This is a genomic window from Sneathiella sp. (assembly GCF_041689005.1).
In the GTDB taxonomy this organism is placed as follows: domain Bacteria; phylum Pseudomonadota; class Alphaproteobacteria; order Sneathiellales; family Sneathiellaceae; genus Sneathiella.
Map to the genome: position 1 here is coordinate 23,041 of NZ_JBDNHC010000100.1, position 19,658 is coordinate 42,698.

At 52.9% G+C, this 19,658-nt stretch carries 18 protein-coding genes; 15 read left to right on the top strand and 3 right to left on the bottom strand.

All coding sequences use genetic code 11. The features are described from left to right. Positions 1-223 precede the first annotated feature (223 nt). Genes cpaB through ACESNI_RS11925 form a run of 7 tightly spaced genes read left to right on the top strand, consistent with a single transcriptional unit; the run spans position 224 to position 8,377 of the window. Entirely contained in the window at positions 224-1,111 is an 888-nt protein-coding gene (gene cpaB, locus ACESNI_RS11895) for a Flp pilus assembly protein CpaB (protein ID WP_373086964.1), read from the top strand. 11 nt (positions 1,112-1,122) lie between these two features. Next, on the top strand, positions 1,123-2,547 hold the full coding sequence (locus ACESNI_RS11900) for a type II and III secretion system protein family protein (RefSeq protein WP_373086966.1): 1,425 nt from the start codon (positions 1,123-1,125) through the stop codon (positions 2,545-2,547). 5 nt (positions 2,548-2,552) lie between these two features. Beyond that, positions 2,553-3,230: a CpaD family pilus assembly lipoprotein gene (locus ACESNI_RS11905; protein WP_373086968.1), complete on the top strand. Its 678-nt coding sequence runs from the start codon at positions 2,553-2,555 to the stop codon at positions 3,228-3,230. A gap of 13 nt (positions 3,231-3,243) precedes the next feature. Further along, a complete protein-coding gene (locus tag ACESNI_RS11910) occupies positions 3,244-4,488 on the top strand; it encodes an AAA family ATPase (protein WP_373086970.1) in 1,245 nt (414 codons plus the stop codon). After that, a complete protein-coding gene (locus tag ACESNI_RS11915; protein ID WP_373086973.1) occupies positions 4,485-6,377 on the top strand; it encodes a CpaF family protein in 1,893 nt (630 codons plus the stop codon). The genes ACESNI_RS11910 and ACESNI_RS11915 overlap by 4 nt, the downstream gene beginning before the upstream one ends. Continuing rightward, positions 6,374-7,384: a type II secretion system F family protein gene (locus ACESNI_RS11920; protein WP_373086975.1), complete on the top strand. Its 1,011-nt coding sequence runs from the start codon at positions 6,374-6,376 to the stop codon at positions 7,382-7,384. Before ACESNI_RS11915 ends, ACESNI_RS11920 begins: the two co-directional genes overlap by 4 nt. A 9-nt stretch (positions 7,385-7,393) precedes the next feature. Continuing rightward, positions 7,394-8,377, top strand: coding sequence for a type II secretion system F family protein (locus ACESNI_RS11925; RefSeq protein WP_373086977.1), 984 nt, complete (start codon positions 7,394-7,396; stop codon positions 8,375-8,377). 204 nt (positions 8,378-8,581) lie between these two features. Here ACESNI_RS11925 and ACESNI_RS11930 read toward each other — a convergent pair whose 3' ends face one another. Together ACESNI_RS11930 and ACESNI_RS11935 are read right to left on the bottom strand one after the other, a co-directional pair. Further along, entirely contained in the window at positions 8,582-10,339 is a 1,758-nt protein-coding gene (locus tag ACESNI_RS11930) for a tetratricopeptide repeat protein (protein WP_373086980.1), read from the bottom strand. Between the two features lie 227 nt (positions 10,340-10,566). After that, entirely contained in the window at positions 10,567-10,950 is a 384-nt protein-coding gene (locus ACESNI_RS11935; RefSeq protein ID WP_373086982.1) for a hypothetical protein, read from the bottom strand. Positions 10,951-11,134: 184 nt separating this feature from the next. On the opposite strand from ACESNI_RS11935, the gene ACESNI_RS11940 reads away from it, so the two are divergent. The 8 genes from ACESNI_RS11940 (at position 11,135) to phoB (ending at position 19,384) form a co-directional block, all read left to right on the top strand. Next, a complete protein-coding gene (locus tag ACESNI_RS11940) occupies positions 11,135-11,881 on the top strand; it encodes an NAD-dependent deacetylase (protein WP_373086984.1) in 747 nt (248 codons plus the stop codon). Positions 11,882-11,947: 66 nt separating this feature from the next. Beyond that, positions 11,948-13,324 carry an ATP-binding protein gene (locus ACESNI_RS11945; RefSeq protein WP_373086986.1) on the top strand — a complete coding sequence of 459 codons (1,377 nt, stop codon included), beginning with the start codon at positions 11,948-11,950 and terminating at the stop codon, positions 13,322-13,324. 133 nt (positions 13,325-13,457) lie between these two features. After that, positions 13,458-14,498 (top strand): PstS family phosphate ABC transporter substrate-binding protein, encoded by a 1,041-nt coding sequence (locus tag ACESNI_RS11950; protein WP_373086988.1) that lies wholly within the window; start codon positions 13,458-13,460, stop codon positions 14,496-14,498. A 76-nt stretch (positions 14,499-14,574) separates the two neighbouring features. Beyond that, positions 14,575-15,816, top strand: coding sequence for a phosphate ABC transporter permease subunit PstC (pstC, locus tag ACESNI_RS11955; RefSeq protein ID WP_373086991.1), 1,242 nt, complete (start codon positions 14,575-14,577; stop codon positions 15,814-15,816). Continuing rightward, complete coding sequence (pstA, locus tag ACESNI_RS11960; protein ID WP_373086994.1) at positions 15,809-17,116, top strand: phosphate ABC transporter permease PstA; 1,308 nt, start codon at positions 15,809-15,811, stop codon at positions 17,114-17,116. Before pstC ends, pstA begins: the two co-directional genes overlap by 8 nt. Positions 17,117-17,134: 18 nt before the next feature. After that, positions 17,135-17,935 carry a phosphate ABC transporter ATP-binding protein PstB gene (gene pstB / locus ACESNI_RS11965; protein ID WP_373086996.1) on the top strand — a complete coding sequence of 267 codons (801 nt, stop codon included), beginning with the start codon at positions 17,135-17,137 and terminating at the stop codon, positions 17,933-17,935. Positions 17,936-17,966: 31 nt separating this feature from the next. Then, positions 17,967-18,692, top strand: coding sequence for a phosphate signaling complex protein PhoU (phoU, locus tag ACESNI_RS11970; RefSeq protein WP_373086998.1), 726 nt, complete (start codon positions 17,967-17,969; stop codon positions 18,690-18,692). A gap of 11 nt (positions 18,693-18,703) precedes the next feature. Next, positions 18,704-19,384, top strand: a complete 681-nt coding sequence (phoB, locus tag ACESNI_RS11975; protein WP_373087000.1) for a phosphate regulon transcriptional regulator PhoB — start codon at positions 18,704-18,706, stop codon at positions 19,382-19,384. Positions 19,385-19,441: 57 nt separating this feature from the next. On the opposite strand, the gene ACESNI_RS11980 is transcribed toward phoB, so the two are convergent. Next, on the bottom strand, positions 19,442-19,658 hold a 217-nt coding region (locus ACESNI_RS11980), incomplete at its 5' end, for a phospholipid-binding protein MlaC (RefSeq protein ID WP_373087002.1).

Below are 19,658 nucleotides of genomic sequence, written 5' to 3' on the forward strand. Positions count from 1 at the left end.
GCCTGCACTATTAATTCTGATAATCCTGAAAATTTCGGCCCTTGTCCGCAGCTTTTGCAGCATTGGAAAATCCCTGCGTTATCGCCAGGTACCGGCGCTTCCGCTGGTTTATGGCGTCAGTGTATTTAATTTTAAATCCCACAAAATACTCCCAAATTTAACCTGAAATTAAGGTCTTGCCGGCTACTGTCATAATTAATTTAAACATGATGGATTTAGCACCATGGCGCGAAAAATTGTTTTAATCATTTTTGCATTGCTTATCACCGGAGCAACCGTTTTGTTTGTCCGCAGCTGGGCCGGGCATCAGAATAAAGTTGAAACCGCCGCCGTTAAGGTCGTGCCGGTTGAAACAAAAACCCAAATCCTGGTTGCTGCCGCAGATCTGCCGGCGGGAACCTTGGTTCAGGAACAGGATGTCAAATGGCAGGCATGGCCTGAAACCGATGACGTTGAAGACATGTATGTGGTAAAGGACGTCCGGTCTTTGGATGAATTTATCGGAACAGTTGTAAGGCAGGGGATTACTGCCGGTGAGCCAATTACCGATGCCCGCATGGTACATCCTGGTGAAAGAGGATATCTTGCGGCTGTTTTAAGCCCTGGTACACGCGCCGTATCCATTCCCTTAGATGCGACTTCAGGTATTTCCGGCTTTGTTTTTCCGGGGGATCGGGTTGATGTCATTCTGACCCACGGTATTGTCAAGGAAACCGAAGCTGAAGGCGACAGCGGAGCCCGGCGGGCTAGCGAAACAATTTTGACGGATGTCCGGATTGTTGCCATGGACCAGTCGACCAACGACCAGCAGCAGGAAGCCTCCGTTCGACGGACGGCAACCCTTGAAGTTTCTCCCAAGGGCGCAGAAATCATTGCCGTCGCCTCTGAGCTGGGCCATTTGAGCCTGTCATTGCGCAGTCTCGCCCGGGAAGAAGATCCACGGAAAAGTACAGCCAGCAAAACAGTCTTCAAGGCGGAACGCGGACGCGGTCATACTTGGGACAGTGAGGCGAGTGCCTTGATTACCGGCGGCTCACGCCGCACGGGAATACCCACAACCGTCATTAATGTCGTAAGAGCTGGCAATGCCAAGCAGAAGCTGTTCGACTGAGGAGTAGTTAAATGCTGACGACCTATGCGAAATCAATAGCGGCTGTCGGGCTCGGCTTGATGTTGGCTTTTACCGCTCCGTCCATTGCTGGTGCGGCGCGTGTCATAAATTCCAAAGGTGACATTCTGGCGCTCACCCTTAACTCGGGGAAGCTGGTTCAACTGGATCAACCGGCAACGTCCGTTTTCATTGGTAATCCCGAACTGGCGGACGTTCAGATTCAGTCTCCGACGATCATCTATGTTTTCGGAAAGGCGACCGGCAACACGAATTTGTTTGCCCTTGATAAACAGGGCCGTGTTCTTCTCAATTCTCCGGTATCGATTACTCATGACGTGACCTCATTAAACGAGGCGCTTCAGGAAATCAGCCCCAACGGCGGCCTTAAGGCGCGATCAACACCGACCGGAATTATGCTGACTGGTAAGGTTAAATCAGCAGCACAGTCCGAAGATGCCCGCCGGATGGCGGCGCTCTATCTTGGCGGGGGCACGGTTTTCAACCGTATTGCTGTTCAGGGCGCGATGCAGGTCAACCTGCGGGTTCGCGTTGCCGAAGTCAGCCGCTCAGTCACCAAACGTTTCGGCGTTAATTGGGAAGTGTTCGGGCAAATCGGCGACGGGGTTCTCGGTTTTGCACGCGGGCCCGATATTGTGACCAGTGCCTTGACTGGGTCGGTTCTCCGACCGGCTGGAGATAATTCATATGTGTTTGGTGGGTATAACGATCAAAATGTAAACATTAACAGTTTGGTCGATGCGCTGGATGATGAGGGGTTGCTGACGGTTCTTGCGGAACCGAATCTGACAGCGCTTTCCGGCGAGTCAGCGGATTTCCTGGCGGGTGGTGAATTCCCCGTTCCGGTTCCCCAGGAAAACGGTGCCGTGACCGTCGAATACAAACCATTCGGTGTTTCTCTTCAATTCACGCCGACAATTGTCGATGGCGATCGCATTAATCTGAGGGTCAAACCTGAGGTCAGCCAATTATCCTCTAATTCCGCCATTAACATTGGTGGCGTCTTCGTGCAATCACTGCTGACCCGACGGGCTGAAACAACCGTCGAGCTTGCCAGTGGCCAGAGCTTCGCTATTGGCGGTTTGCTGAATAACGATGGCAATAACAACGTGTCCAAAACACCATTGCTGGGAGATATTCCCATTCTCGGCGCTTTGTTCCGTTCCTCTTCTTTCCAGAGGAATGAAACAGAACTTCTGATCATTGTCACTCCCTATCTCGTCAAACCCTCTAATTCCCGCATAGCGGAGCCGACCGACGGATATATTCCGCCAAATGACAATGATCTGTATCTCGACGGAAAACAGTTCAAACCGACATATGGCGACCAAAAATCGCCAACAGCCAGGGCTCCCGCCGCGACAACCGCGAATAATGACGTAAAACTCGTCGGGCCTGCCGGCTTCATACTGGAGTAGACCAAATGCAGCAAATTTTTTTCAAAAGAACTGTTTCCTGGGCCGGCCTTCTGACGATAGGCGCCGCATTGGTGGCCTGCGCCCCTGTAAATTTCGATGAGGGAGGATTTCAGGAAACGGCAACAACTCGAAATGCTCAACTGGAAAAATCCATTCAGGTCAATAAAGTGACGCCGACAGTTGTTGTTGATTTTGACCCGGGCCGATCCGGGCTTGATGACCTCGACAAAGGCAGGTTGCTTGGCTTTATCGAGGCGCAGAATATCGGGTTTGGCGAAAAGGTTGAAGTTGAGCTTCCGCCCTTCGAAGGCGCCGATGGCATTAACGAACGCCGCTTTGGTGAGCTTGCCGGCTTTTTGCAGGACCGTGGATTTGAGGTGACGCCGAAAATTACGAATGAACTCGGGACAAACTCCTTGCGGGTTTATTTTGTTAAATATGTCGCAACCGTCGATCCGGTTTGTGAAAAAGGCTGGTATAAGCCGCGCGGGCTTGGATACGAGAACCTCCCATTACCGTTCCTGGGATGTGCGACGGCATCGGCCTTCGCCGGAATGGTTGCGGATCCGAAAGATCTGGTCGATCCCTCACACGGGAGCGCGGCCGATGGTGAACGTGCTGCCAAGGCAGTGGAACAATACCGTGCCGGGTCAGCCGGTGCCAGTGGCGCTTCGAGCCAATAAGGGAGAAATTTGTATGGGCAAGACAGCATCAAACTTAAGCACGCTCTTCGGAACGCAAATCTGCGCGGACTTCATGGCATTTGTTGACGATGAGCAGTCCCTAACGGTCAGCCGAGAGGTTTGTTCCGCGCTGGATCTGTCAAATGATGCCACGCAGGACGGCGGCATAACGGCCGCATTGAACCGGATTGAGCCAGGTAATTCGCCAAAAGTTGTTCTTGCTGACATTAGTAGCAGCACTGACCCTGATGGCGAAATCACGCGTCTCATCCGTAAAATTGGGCCGCATAATACATTGATTATCGTTGGTGATTCAAACGATGTCGGTGAATTCCGAAAAATGATCGCTCTCGGTGCCAAGGATTATCTGGTAAAGCCGTTGACAGTTGAGGTGCTGAAAGATGCGGTTGAGAATATAGATCGCCAGTCGCAGGCATTGCAGACCGCCCAGAGCGGTCGGCTGACTGTTCTTGTCGGTGTACGCGGGGGTGTTGGCGCGACGACGATTGCGACGAACCTGGCCTGGATTATGGCCAACGAAGAAAAGCTTTCAACCGCGCTTCTGGACCTTGATTTACATTTCGGCACAACTACTCTGTCGCTGGATATCGAAACGGGCGGCGGGTTTCGCGAGGCGCTGGAAAACCCGCATCGCCTCGACAAGCTGTTTCTCGATAGCGCCCTTGTCAAAGACGGGGATTATCTTGCGGTGCTGGGCACCGAGGAGCCGATCGATGAGCTGGTTGACATCAGCGAAGAATCGATTGACGCGCTGATCGGCGAAATCAGTCAGGATTACAATCAGGTCATCGTTGATCTGCCGCGGCATCTATTGCCGACGCAAGGGGCCTTACTGGCATCTGCAGATACAGTTATCCTTGTTTCCGATCAGTCACTTGCCGGCATCCGGGACATTAATCGAATCACCCAGGCGATGACCTCACTATCGACCAAAGGCCGTATCATAAAGCTTATTAGTCGGGTTGGTGTCGATCGTACCGCGCAGGTCAGCAAGGCCGATTTTGAACGCGGGCTGAACGAAAAAGTGGACTATGTGATTCCTGAAGACTCTAAGACCCTGACGGTCTGTGCGAATGCGGGCAAGGCAATCGGTGAGATTGCGGCCAAATCGGCGATTGTCAAGATCATGCGGGCGTTGTCCGCCGATGTCTCAGGCTATATTCCGCCCAAGAAGAAAGGCCTGTTTACAATGGTTCAGGGCGGGAAAAAGAAAAAGGATGGGAGTCATAAAAGGTGAGTTTATGGAGGACATCGTCGGACCAAAAGGCTAAACCCGCATCTGCCATCACGGCTGCGGCAGGTCCAAATGCGGCTGATCTTCTGGCAAAATATTTACCGGAAGTGACCGATAAGCTGTTGCCCAATCTGTCTACGCACGAAAACCGGTCTGTCGTTGTGCAACTGGTAAAGTCATACCTGCGCGATGCGATGAAGCGCGATAAAATAGATGTCAACGTTTTGGAACAGCGAAACCTGGTCAACGACCTGGCGATGGGTTTATGGACAGAGATCGAAAAAAAGAAAAAATCCGAGAATGAAATCCAGCACACTCCGATGGAGAAATCGCCGGTGGAGGAGCCGGAGGGCTCTATCGTAAACGAGATGCCTGTCGAAGCCCTTTACACGCAAACTGTTGAAGAAGGCGTAACGGTTTTTGGGATGGAACCGGAAATTCCAGTGACGGAGGGTGCAGATTTTGACCTCTCGACCGATGCCTCGTCTGCAAGTAATCCGGCCCTGATGAATGAGGGCGAAAACGATAATCCCATTATTCCGATTGCGAAAAGCCATTTAGAGAAAGCTGAGGACACCAGGTCTTCGTCCCTGTTAAACCTGTCCATGGCGCCGGAGACGACGGGCGTTAAAATTAACGCCCATCTTGAAAGTATCAAAACGGTTATCCAGCCATTGTTGATGGAGCGCATTGATATCAGTGCCGCGGTCACCATGGACCGGCTGGATCTTGCCCGTGATATTTCTGATATCATTACGGACATCCTCATTGAGGAACGTATCCAACTTAACCAGCGTGAACAGCGTGAACTCACTGAAAGCCTGATGCATGACATGCTTGGGCTCGGACCGCTTGAGCCCTTGCTCGCAGACGATTCGATTACCGATATCATGGTCAATGGCCCCAAGCAGGTCTTTATTGAACAAAAGGGCAAGCTGGTGCTGTCAGATTGCCAGTTCCGCGATAATGCCCATGTTCTGAGCGTGGCAAGCCGGATTGTCAGCCATGTTGGCCGCCGGGTGGACGAATCCAATCCGCTCGTGGATGCGCGCCTCGCCGACGGCAGCCGTGTCAATATCATTATTCCGCCGCTTGCCATTGACGGCCCGTCGATTTCCATTCGTAAATTTGCCAAGCAGAAAATTACCCTGGACGTCATGGAACGACAGCAGAATCTGTCGGCTTCAGCGGCGACGGTTCTGCGGGTGGCCGGTCGATGCCGCCTGAATATTCTCATCTCCGGTGGTACCGGCTCCGGTAAAACAACCATGCTGAATGCCATTTCGCAGTTGATTGACCCCGGTGAACGCATTGTCACCATTGAGGACGCGGCGGAGCTGCAATTGCAACAGCCCCATGTCGTTCGACTTGAAACGCGGACCGCCAATCTTGAGGGTGGGGGTGAAATCTCCATGCGGGATTTGTTGAAGAATGCCCTGCGTATGCGCCCGGATCGTATTATTCTCGGCGAAATTCGCGGTAGCGAGGCAATTGACATGTTGCAGGCCATGAATACCGGCCATGACGGGTCGTTATCAACAATTCACGCCAACCGCCCGCGCGAAGCCCTTACCCGACTTGAGAATATGGTCGGCATGTCCAGCGTAAATCTGCCCGCGAAAGCGGTCCGGACGCAAATCGCCTCAGCGATTGATCTGATCGTGCAGATCAGCCGTATGCGCGACGGAGTGCGACGGGTCACCTATATTTCCGAGGTGGTGGGCATGGAAGAGGACGTGATCACTATGCAGGATTTATTCTGGTACGAATTTCATAGTGAAGATAAGGGCGGGCGGTTGCTGGGCGACTTCAAGTCAACCGGATTGCGGCCACATTTTGCGCCACGCGCGGCGTATTTTGGTCTCGAAAAAATGCTACTGGGAGCCATATGATGTTTGGAACTTTTGCCCCTGCAGATCAAATTACGGTAATGCTTGTGGTCGGAGGGGCGACCCTCCTCATTTCCTTGCTGTTGTTTTTTACCTTCGCTGGCGGCGAAAGCTTTTCGCGCCAGTCTAAACGCCGTCTGATAGAAATCAGTCAGGGCGAGAAAACCATGAGCAAACCGAAATCGGGCACTTCTGCCCGCCGATCCCAGGATACCAGCGGTATCAAGCTCCTCGATGCTCTTTTGAAGCGACTTATCCCCAATCCGGATTTGCTGCGGAGTCGGCTCGAAAAAACCGGGTTCAAGATCACCGTGTTCAAATATGCGACGGCGACAGTTCTATTCATCGCAAATATTTTCGTTTTTTGTTATTTCCTCTACGGATTGCCGCTCATGCTTGCGATTCCGATCAGCATAGCGTCCGGCCTGTTTTTGCCGCATGTCATCGTTGGTTACCTGGGGGGCAGGCGAATTAAGAAGTTCATGAAAACTTTCCCCGAGGCCATCGAGCTTCTATGCCGGGGCTTGCGCGCTGGTCTTCCCATCAGCGAGGCGATCGTGACCGTCGGTCATGATGCCCCGGATCCGGTCGGCGCGGAATTTCGCGGCGTTGCTAATGCCATGCGGGTCGGACAGAGCATTGAGCAAGGCCTGTGGAATGTTTCCAAGCGAATCGATTTGCCGGATTTCAAATTTCTGATAATCGCCATTTCCATTCAGCGTGAAACCGGGGGTAACCTCGCGGAGACATTGGGCGGGCTTGCCAATACCTTGCGTAAACGCCGCCAGATCAAGCTCAAGATCAAGGCAATGTCGTCGGAGGCCCGGGCCAGTGCCTGGATTATCGGTTCGTTGCCGTTTATCATGTTCTTCCTGCTGTGGCTGGCCAATGGCAGCTATGTAATGACACTGCTCGAGGATCCGCGCGGGATGTACATGATTGGCGTTGGTTTGACGATGATTGCCTCGGGTGTTGGTGTCATGGCGAAAATGGTCCGGTTCGAGATATAGGAGTCAAAGATGATCGATATCGTCACTCTATTGCCGGACTGGCTGCGCTCTGCGGATATTCTCGCAATGATCGCGGGGGGAGCGACACTTGCCGTCATTTTAATGATGTGGAATGCCTTTCTGGTCAAGGATGCCTTGCCCGGTCGCATTAAAAATCTGGAAAAACGACGGACACACCTGAAAACCACGCTCGCCAATGAAACAAAGCAACGCAGCAAGCTGATTGTCCGCGAGAACATAATGCACCAGGTCGTCAAAAAGCTGCAACTTATGCGCGGCGAACGGGCCAGGATAATGGCGGCAAAACTTGCCAAGGGCGGCTGGCGGTCGAAGGACGCGCTGGTCGCATATCTGTTTGCAAAAATTTCCGTACCTCTGGTATCAGGTATCCTTGCATTACTGTATCTGCTGGGCACCAATCCCTGGAAATGGAGCATTCCCGTTTGCCTTCTGGCGTCGGTGGGAGTGGGATTTGTCGGTTATATGCTGCCCGATATACTCGTCAAAAATAAGGTAGCAAAACGCTATGCTCTTATCCGAAAATCACTCCCCGACGCCCTTGATTTGCTGGTAATCTGTACGGAGGCGGGTCTTAACCTGGACAGCGGTCTTGACCGGGTATGTCGGGAAATTGCAAATTCCGCCCCAGAACTTGCGGACGAGCTCGGCCTTACCTCGATTGAAATCGGGTTTTTGCCGGACCGCAAGCAGGCATTGGCTAATCTGGCGAACCGGGTCGATATTCAAGCTATGACGACCCTCGTAAATACACTTGTCCAGACAGAAAAATACGGTACGCCGCTGGCTGTTGCGTTGCGCGTTCTGGCTGCGGAAATGCGCGAAGAGCGGCTGATGAAGGCCGAGGAAAAGGCTGCCCGTCTGCCGGCGATTATGACAGTTCCAATGATTATCTTCATCCTGCCGGCCCTGTTTATTGTTCTGATCGGCCCCGCCGTGCTCAAGGCCCTCGACGCATTTTCCAAGGGCGGCTGATCCGCGGCGCGAAGGCGACAAGGTCCTCGCTTCGATTCATTCCTCGCAAAAATCCAGACACTATCAAGTTCAGGTTCGACACTTGATGTGCCGCTGGTAGACAGGACCTGCTGCTGACATCTTTCCTGGCATATTCGTGACGGCCATTAAAAAACGGGCTCCGACTAATGCCGGAGCCCGTTTTTTTGATGATTTATTGTTGGATTAAAGTGCGTCAAAACCCTCTTTATAATCGGCAATCAGACTGCTGTCATTTTTGTTTTTAGTGCCCAGTGCCTCAGTTTGCGTTGGCTTATCCTCTGTGTTCTCTACCATCGTTTGACCCGGACCGACCTTGTCGGCTGCCGGTGTCTTCGAGGTTGACCCTGCCTTTGCAGGTATTGCCATGAAGCAATCGTAGTTGCGGTCTCTCAGGGTCCCACAGAGCGCCATGGTCTGGGTCTTGTCGGAGAACCCCCCAATCTGCAACCGGTAGAAGGTTCCACCCTTGTCGGATCCAAGATCGACTTCACTGATAAGCGGATCAATTCCCTTGAGAATATCGACATTCCGGGTTTGCAGGAGTTTCCAGCCTTTCTCAGCTTGGGTCTTTTCCTTATAGGATCCAATCTGCAAGAAGTAGTGGCCCCCATCCGCCGCATAGGCAGTGACGTCACTACTTGCCGGCAGATTGTTTGTGGCAAAAGCAACTTCAGTAGATATCGGCTTGTTCGAATTCGCGGTGGGCGTCTTCTGGGTATCAGCGACAACCGGTGTTGATGCAACGGTTATTGGGGCTGCTTTACTTTCGGCTTTCCATTCACGGAACTCCGAAATAGCAGGGGCCGGTTTGGCGGCGGGATCAACGCTGGCGACAACAACGGGCTTTTCTGGCGCCGCTTTGGCAATGGTTGGCGCGGGTGACTTTTCAACATCCGGCATCACCGTGGCAACAACGGATTTCGGCGCGCTTACCGGCGGCTTCGGAGTTTCCGATTTCGCCATCATCACTGGTGGTTTTACACGCGGCGTGAAATGCTCAAGAGGTTTGGTCGCAGCCGGCGACTTTTTGCTGGCATTGGTGCTTAGATATTCCTGTTCATGACGGGCGACGATGATGTCCGGATTAACAGGCTGCCGAGGTTCGTCATTTGTCGAATGTTCTGCGACATCAATTGTATCCGCAGAGGCCTTCATAACGCTCGCCTGCTCGATGATCGCTTCGGCATGGTCGTTTCTTTTGCTGTTTAATACCTGGAAATACTGCCCGTTGTTGCGGGCATCCGCTTCGGAAAGATCCATCCGTGAATATTTCATGGCTTCAACGGACTGTCCTGCAAGCCCGTAGGCGAGGGCCAGTGTCTGACGATGCTTTGAGGTCGCCTTGGGGTCACTCGTAACCATCTTTAAGATGGCAATTGCCTCGTCTGTATCGCCGGTAAGCGCCATCGACAGAGCAAGATTGCTTTTATAATTCAGATTATCCGGATCGGCGCTGATGGCCTGCCTGTAATATTCCTGCGCCTGCGCATGGTTGCCGGCCTTGTCATAGGCAACGGCAAGACCACCGAGCATGGCCGCGTCACCGGGGTTGACCGTCAAGGCTGCGGCAAATGTTTCAGTTGCCAGGATCGGCTTTCCAAGCTGTAGCTGGCTATAACCGATACCGCGCCGCGCTTCCCCGTTACCGGGCGCGATTCCAAGAACTTTCTTATAGACGGAAATCGCGTCCTGTGATCGTCCTGTTTTCCGGAGGATATGGGCAACTTTAAGCAGGGGTTCCGGGTTTTTCGGCTGATCTTTCGCGGCCGTTGCATAAAGGCCCATCGCCGTTCCGGGGTCGCCATTCTCCCAAGTGTGGTCCGCGACCCGCATCAGGCTTTCCCAGGAAAGGGTCCCTTCAGGATCCCTATGATCGCTGGATGCGCTGGTGGAAGACTTATACTGGCTGTCGTTCCCAGACATCGCGGACTGGTTAGACATTGAGGTACAGCCTGCGGCAACCAATCCGGTTGTAGCAAGAAGTACTGTCCGAAAACGGGCTGTAAATTTTGTATGATGCGGCACAGCTTAGGCCTCTCTTTTAAAAATAGGACGAATCTAGACCCTAAAATAGGGTCATCTTCCTTAAAAACGGTTAATGAGAGAGCAAAATTAACGTAAAATTTGGTTTTTGGCCGCGATCCGCTTCTGGTTCGATTGATGTTGTCTTACAGCCGCCGTCGCTGGATCGGCGGAGCGGCTTCCGCGGGGGCAGGGGAGCCAGTCTCTGAGACGCCATAGGGCGACACTGACACCGAGGGCAGCGGTGGTGCGGCCGGATTAACCGGCGGTATGTAGGGCTTGGTTGCCGGAACGCTGCGGGGTCTGGTCGTATCGACGAATTTGTCAAATAACCCCGACTGGATCTGTTGCGGCAGCGCCTGAAACAGGGCGATCGTGTTGTCGAGTCCTATACCATTGACAAAATTGGCAATTGTTATGGTTAGTAATCCCGTTCTCACTGTTCCGGGGTCAATGCCGTTTTGGTGACATCTTGCCAACGCTTCAGATAATTCCTTCGCAACGATATTATTCATCTTGTCCCTATCCATGATCCAATCTCCGACTTGCACGGCTTTTGCCGGCGGTTTCTGGCTTGTACAGATAACGTCTGGCACAGGTCTTTGTGAAAATGTCGGGCAGTTTCCGTGCAAAGGCTGTTAGTGCTCTGGCTTTTTGCTCTATACTGGGCGCGAAGACGAGGTAGCAGGGTCGTTCTCAATCGAGGAGGAGAACATGGCGACGGATCTGAAAAGATTTTCCGAAATGGTGCGGGAGAGTAGCCGCATTGTCATTTTCACCGGGGCCGGGATCAGCACCGAATCCGGAATTCCGGATTTTCGTAGTCCAGGTGGTCTTTGGGAAAAACACCGGCCGATCGATTTTTCCGAGTTTCTGCAGTCAGAAGAAGCGCGGCGTGAAAGTTGGCGTCGCAAGTTTGCCATGGAGTCAGTATTGTCAAAAGCAAAGCCAAATAAAGGACATAAGGCAATATTCTCACTTTATGACAGAGGAAAAGTTACGGCCGTCGTTACCCAGAATATAGACGGGTTACACCAGAGCTCGGGTATCGCAGACAAAGATGTGATCGAGGTTCATGGTAACACGACTTATGCCAAATGTCTCAAATGCCAGACCCGCATAAGCCTCGATGTTGTCCGTGAGGTTTTCTCTAATAACGAAACGCTGCCGGACTGCGGTCAGTGTGGCGGAATTGTGAAAACGGCGACTATCTCCTTCGGGCAGGCGATGCCGGTGGAAGAAATGCAGCGCGCAGATGCTGCGGCGCAAGCGGCGGAGTTGTTCATTGCGATCGGCTCATCACTGGTGGTTTACCCGGCGGCGGAGATCCCGCTGGTGGCCAAACAGGCTGGGGCGCGGCTGATCATCCTCAATCGCGAACCGACCCCTCTTGATGATTTTGCCGACCTAGTTGTCCTCGGCGAAATTGGTGAAACTCTTGATTTTGTCACAAAACTGTAAAAGAACGCTTCCATATACACGAGACGATGCCCGTAGTTGGCTAGACCTTTGATATGAGAAAACATAATGCTCAACAGTAATGGTTACTTATGGAGAATGCTGGCGTTTGTCTTGGCGATAACGCTGCCCGTTGCAATTGTTGCATTCTGGTTACTGGATCACGGTCAGCTATCGCCGGACTACATCATGTTGTTGATCGCGACACCGGTTTTGCCAGCATGCCTGCTTTACGCAAAACTGGTTCGAGATATGCGGGCCGTCGCCCTTCGCATGGAACAGGCGGCGGGTATGTCTTCTATCGAGGAAGAGCCGCGGGACGGTTTACAAGCCAGCCTGCTGCCGGTCGACAATCTGTTTCTCGCCATGCAGCAATACCGCCGAAGTCTCCAGCGTATGTTGAAGGAGGCACAGTCGCGTCAGGACGAGGCATCGCTGTTGTTCGATATGCTTCCCGATCCAGTGCTGGTTTTGGGGAGCGAGCGGCGCATCCGGCGATCGAATGCCGCTGCAAACCAGTTTTTTAATGTGAGTGAAATGGGCGGGAAACTGACGGGGTTCATGCGTAATCCTGCTTTTCTGAAGGCAATCGATGCCGCGTATGAAGGCGTAATCCCCGACCAGCGTATTGAATTTACCATTGCCGATGCCATTCCACGCCATGTTGCGGCATATATTGTGAACTTGAAAGACGAAAGCAATGAAGGGCTTCGTCTGATCGTGACGCTGCATGACCTGACCGCGTCGCGGCGGATGCAGCAGATGCGGGTGGATTTTGTCGCCAATGCCAGTCATGAACTACGAACCCCGCTGGCTATCCTCATCGGCGCGCTTGAAACCTTAATCGGCCCGGCCCGGAATGACCTTGCCGCGCATCAACGCTTTTTCACCATGATGCAGGCACAATCGCTGCGGATGTCGCAGCTGATCACCGACCTTTTGTCGTTATCACAAATAGAGGTGAACGAACATAGCAGACCCTCAGACCGGGTGAACCTCGGTGCGGTGCTGGACGGCGTGAAGGGTCTGATCAAGGCCAAATCCGTCGATCTCGGGAAATGTGTTCGTCTCGATCTGCCGGTGCAACCGGTGTTTATCACCGGCGATTTTGACCAACTTACCCAAGTATTCACCAATCTTGTCGATAATGCCCTCAAATACAGCCGGGAAAACGCTGAAATTATTGTCAGAGTCGTTACCGATGGAACCACAGTCAGGGCGTCAGTCCTCGATGAGGGCGAGGGGATTGCGGAGGAGCATTTGTCGCGGTTGACGGAGCGCTTCTACCGGGTTGACAGTGATCGCAGCCGGAAACTCGGCGGTACCGGTCTGGGACTCGCGATCGTCAAACATATTGTGAGTCGCCACCGCGGTCAGTTAGAGATCACCTCAGTGGTTGGAAAAGGTTCAGCCTTTACTGTCAAGCTGCCCCTTTCCGATAGCTAAATGCAGGATTTTCAACGCTTTTACGACCGTAACATTACTGTCATATATCTGTAGTATTTCTGTCATCGTTCAGGAGCATTGTCCGCGCGTCGGCAGGAGGATGCTGCCACATTAAATGAACGGAGAATGAAACGTGCTAAACAAAACTTTCGGTCTGGCAATTGCTGCAACGGCCGCAACCGTTGCGCTTTCGGGACAGGCCCTGGCTCGCGATCAAATCAGGATCGTTGGGTCCTCGACAGTTTTTCCTTTTTCAACAACTGTAGCTGAAACATTTGGTAACAAGGGCAAGTTCAAAACCCCGGTCGTCGAAAGCACGGGTTCTGGCGGCGGTTTGAAACTCTTTTGCGCCGGTGCCGGTGATGATACCCCCGATATCACCAACGCCTCGCGTCGCATCAAAAAATCGGAAATCGAGAAATGCGCTGCGGCCGGCATCACGGAAATAACGGAAGTTAAAATTGGGTTTGACGGGATCGTCATTGCCAATGCAAAAGAAGCAGCGCCGCTTGAATTGACCAAAAAGGAAATTTTCCTCGCCCTTGCGAAGCAAATTCCGGTTAATGGCAAGCTCGTCGACAACCCAAACAAGACCTGGAAAGATGTTGATCCGTCGTTTCCGGACACAAAAATTGAAGTTTTGGGCCCGCCGCCAACCAGCGGAACACGGGATGCCTTCGTTGAGCTCGCCATGGAGGGCGGTGCCGAAGAGTTTGATATGCTCAAAGCGCTTAAAAAATCGGACTCAAAAGCCTTCACCGTGGCCGCCCAGGCTATCCGCGAAGATGGTGCCTATATCGAAGCCGGTGAAAACGACAACCTGATTGTTCAGAAACTTGTCGCCAATCACGACGCCTTCGGCATATTCGGATACAGTTTTCTTGAGCAGAATGCCGATCACTTGCAGGGCAGCACCGTTGAGGGGGTTTCCCCGACATTCGAGAATATCTCGGACGGTAAATACGGCATTTCCCGCTCTCTGTATTTTTATGTCAAGGACGCACATGTCGGCAAGGTTCCCGGTATCATGGAATATATTGCTGAATTCACAAGCGAAGACGCCTTCGGGGAGTTTGGATACCTTGCTGAAAAAGGCTTGATCCCGCTCGCTGAAGCACAACGCGACAAGGTCCGTAAAGACGCGATGGCCCTTGCGCCGCTGAAATTGATGTAAGATCTTAAATTGGCGGATGGCCTCAGGGTCATCCGCCGCTTTGTTGTTTGCTGCAAAAACCTGAAAAGAACCCGCCATGAGCTTTTTCCCTCTTCTGATTGTCCTCTTGCTGATGTCCGCTGCCGGATATTGGTTCGGCACCAGAAAAGCACTCAGCGGTGTTCGTAATTCAGCTAAAGTCGTTACCTCTCGGCCCCACCAGTTTGGTCTCTATGTGGTCATCTGGGCGATGATCCCACCGCTCTTTCTGGGCGCTCTGTGGATCGCGCTGCATATGTCCCCTGTTCAGTTTGATGCCGGGACCACCCGGCAGATTGACAGGGTCCTGTTCCCGGTTGGTGTCATGCTGGCGGCAGGTGCAGGTCTTTATTTTTCGGTTCTCAGGATCAATCCGGATTTACGGGTTCGCAAGACAATTGAAGGGATGGTTTTTGTCCTTCTGATATTGGCCTCGGTTATTTCCATCCTGACGACGGTCGGCATTGTCCTGTCGCTGTTATTTGAAACCATTCAATTTTTCCAGAAGGTCTCTCCCGCCGAGTTTTTCTTCGGCCTGACCTGGAGCCCGCAAACCGCTCTTCGTGCCGATCAAGTCGGCTCGTCGGGGGCCTTTGGCTCGGTTCCGCTTTTTGCCGGGACATTTCTGATCACTTTCATTGCCATGTGCGTTGCCGTGCCGCTTGGTTTGTTGAGCGCGGTTTACATGACCGAATATGCTTCCAACAGGTTTCGCGCGGTGGTCAAGCCGTTACTGGAAATACTCGCCGGCATTCCGACAGTGGTCTACGGCTTTTTTGCGGCGCTCACTGTTGGGGTATTCTTCCGCGATGTGGGCGAGGCGGTCGGTCTCGATGTTGTGTCTGAAAGTGCGCTTGCCGCCGGGGTCGTTATGGGCATGATGATCATTCCTTTCGTCTCCTCGCTGAGCGACGACATTATCATGTCGGTTCCGCAGTCTTTGAGGGACGGGTCCTACGGCCTCGGAGCGACAAAATCAGAAACTATCCGGAACGTGATTCTGCCCGCTGCCCTGCCGGGGATTGTCGGCGCCGTTCTTCTGGCTGTCAGCCGGGCCATAGGTGAAACGATGATCGTGGTGATGGCTGCGGGGTTTGCCGCCAACCTCACGGCCAACCCACTGGAAGCCGTTACCACAGTAACGGTGCAGATTGTCGGCCTACTGGTCGGCGACCAGGAGTTTGACAGCGCCAAAACACTCGCGGCTTTCGCGCTCGCCCTGGTGCTTTTTGCCGTCACCCTGACGTTGAATGTTATCGCATTGATCGTTGTCCGCAAATATCGGGAAAAATATGACTGATTTAAACGAAACTGGCGATGGCACAGGCTGGCAATCCGATAAATTCATTGCCAATCTTGCGAAACGGAAACGATCGGAAAATCGCTTTCGCCGCCTTGGCCTCTGCGCAATCTTGCTTGCTCTGACGTTGCTGGCAATCCTGTTATTCAGTATTTTCAGCAAGGGATATTCCGCCTTTATCCAGACCTATGTCACGCTCGATATAACCTTCTCGGAATCGGTGCTCGATAAGGACGGCCACCGTGATCCGGCGAAGTTGCGGTCAGCCAATTACAGCAAGCTTGTCCAGAATGCGCTACGCGAGAAATTCCCGGATGTGAAAGAGCGCCAGAACCTCCGGACGCTGTTCGGCCTTGTCAGCAAAGAATCGACGAGCACGCTGCGGGAAATGGTGATGAATGATCCCGGGCTTGTCGGTAAGACAGTGCCTGTCGAATTGCTGGCCAGTGACGATGTCGATATGGTCAATAAGGGATATATAGAGCGCGATCTTCCGGAAATTGACAGGCGGGTCAAGAATAACGAGTTGGACTGGCTGGATGTGCTCGAAAGCGAAGGCGCTATCGCGTTTCATTTCAATAGTGCCTTTTTTACCAATGGTGACAGCCGCGAGCCGGAAAAGGCCGGGATTGCGGGGGCCATGGTCGGCTCCTTCTATACGTTGCTGATCGTCATCGCCATTTCCTTCCCGATCGGCGTGATGTCGGCGATTTATCTGGAGGAATTTGCGCCACGGAACAAGTTTAACGACCTGATTGAGGTCAATATCAATAATCTTGCGGCCGTCCCCTCGATTGTGTTCGGCTTGCTAGGGCTGGCGATATTCCTCAACATTGCCCATTTGCCACGATCCGCCCCGGTGGTGGGCGGTCTGACCCTTGCCCTGATGACACTGCCGACGATCATTATTGCCGCCCGCGCGGCATTACGGGCAGTTCCTGACAGTATCCGGCAGGCCGCCCTCGGCCTTGGCGCGTCAAATCAGCAAGCAGCCTTTCACCATGTCCTGCCGCTGGCAATGCCGGGTATTCTAACGGGAACCATTATCGGTCTGTCTCAGGCGCTTGGCGAGACTGCGCCGTTGTTGATGATCGGCATGGTCGCTTTTATCGCCGATATACCGGGCGGTGCTTTCGATCCGGCGACGGTGATGCCGGTCCAGATTTTTCTCTGGGCTGACAGCCCGGAACGCGCTTTTGTTGAGAAGACCTCGGGCGCCATCATGGTCCTGCTCGGTTTTCTCATATTGATGAATGCTTTGGCCATCTTTCTTCGCAAGAAATTTGAACGCCGCTGGTAAAAGGAAAAGAATGTGCTTATGTCCGCTGACGATATAACGGAACCGCAAAATGACAGGCCTGAGGAAATAATCATTTCAACCCGGAATGTGGATGTCTTCTATGGCGACAACCAGGCCTTGAAGAAGGTCAACTTGGATATACCGAAGAACCTGATTACCTCTCTGATTGGCCCGTCGGGCTGCGGTAAGTCAACCTATTTGCGCTGTCTTAACCGGATGAACGATACGGTGGAAAGCTGCCGGGTTACCGGTGAGATTTTGCTCGACGGTATCGATATCTATGGCCCTCGTGTCGATGAGGTGCTGCTGCGCGCCCGGGTTGGCATGGTTTTTCAGAAACCCAACCCGTTTCCCAAATCGATTTATGACAATGTTGCCTATGGCCCGCGCATTCACGGACTTGCCACCAACAAGGACGAACTCGACCATATCGTTCTGACCAGTCTGGAGCGAGCCGGGCTGATCAAGGAAGTTCAGGATCGCCTGCATTCCTCAGGCACGGGTCTTTCCGGGGGGCAGCAGCAGCGCCTTTGCATTGCCCGCGCCCTCGCGGTTCGGCCCGACATCATCCTGATGGATGAGCCCTGTTCTGCGCTCGATCCGATTGCGACGGCGAAAGTCGAGGAACTGATTGAGGAATTGAAGGAAAATTACACTATCATTATTGTCACTCATTCCATGCAGCAGGCCGCCCGCATTTCACAAAAGACAGCCTTTTTCCATATGGGAGAGTTCGTGGAATCAGGCGAAACCGAAAAATTATTCACTAGCCCCTCCGATGAACGTACCCAAGGGTATATCACAGGACGGTTTGGATGATCAGTACAGCCTTGAACAGGAGAACCCCAGAATGACCGGGACCGGGCATATCGTAAAGTCCTACGACGAAGAACTTGACAGCGTTCGCAATACCATCGCTGAAATGGGAGGGCTTGCGGAAGCCCAGCTGGAAGCTGCCATTCGCGCGCTGACCGAACGCAATACGGAACTTGCCTTGCGCACGATCGAGGACGACGCTGAGGTTGACGAGCTTGAACGGTCGGTGGACAATATGGCAATTCGCGTCCTTGCATTGAGAAACCCGGTTGCCGATGATCTGCGGCTGGTTATCTCGGCCCTGAAAATCGCCTCACTGCTGGAACGGGTGGCCGATTATTCCAAGAATATCGCCAAGCGCGTCATTGCCCTCAATCAGGCGCCTGCGGTGACGCCGATGTCTGCCATCCCAAGAATGGGCGAACTTGTCCGCCGCATGATTGATGATACCCTTACGGCCTATGCCAAGGGGGATTCTGAGCTTGCCTATGACGTCTGGGTGCGGGATCAGGAAGTCGATCAGCTGTATAGCAGCATGTTCCGGGAATTGCTGACATTCATGATGGAAGATCCCCGCAGCATTACGAGCTGCACGCACCTGATTTTCATGGCTAAAAATATCGAACGTATCGGCGATCATATGACGAATATCGCCGAAATTATTATATATCAGGTGACTGGCAAAGCGCCGACTGAGAAGCGCCCCAAGGGCGACAAAACAAGTGTTACGATGATTGATAACGTACCATCAGGTAAGTGAGTGAAAGATAGATGAAAGTACTTGTAGTAGAAGACGAGCCGGCAATGGTAGAGCTTTTGCGCTACAATCTCGAAGCCGAGGGTTTCGATGTGGCCTCGGCCCATGATGGCGACGAGGCGCTGGTAGTGATAGAGGAGCAAAACCCGGATATGCTTCTTCTCGACTGGATGTTGCCGAAGATCTCAGGGATCGAGATTTGCCGCCGTCTTCGTCGTGATCCTAAACATGGGAACCTTCCGATTATCATGATAACCGCGAAAGGGGAGGAGGCCGACCGTGTGCGCGGCCTTGATGTGGGGGCCGATGACTATATTTCCAAGCCCTTTTCTCCGGCGGAGCTGTTGGCCAGAATTCGGGCTGTTTTAAGACGGCGAAATCCGGATGTCAGCGGGGAGACGCTGAATATTTCAAATGTGGCAATGGATTTGGTGGCCTACAAGGTCAATCGCGGCGGGCGCGAATTGCGGTTGGGCCCAACCGAGTTCAAGTTATTGCGCTACTTCATGGAACGATCTGGCCGGGTATTGTCGCGTGAGCAGCTTCTTGACGGCGTCTGGGGACAGAATGTCTATGTCGAAGACCGCACGGTAGATGTCCATATCCGCCGGTTGCGTAAAGCCTTGAATGGCGAGGGCGAACCCGATTTGATCAGGACCGTCCGCGCCGTTGGGTATTGCTTTGAAAGGGCCTGACTCAGTGTATCGGACGCACAGGCCGTTAGCAGGGATCCATAGTACCGGACACTTCGGTTAGCCTGCGGGTTTAGTGCGTTCCTTTAGTCTGTTGATCAGCCCATCGACACCGACGCCAGGTTGATTGACGACGGAAGAAAACTCGTCACGCTGCGTTTGCGCCATGCTGATGCCCTCGATAATCACGTCGACGATCTTGTCCTCGCCTGATTTAATCTTGCGAACGCGCCAGTTAAGCTTGATGGGTGGCCCGTTGGGACGCACAATAAGGCTA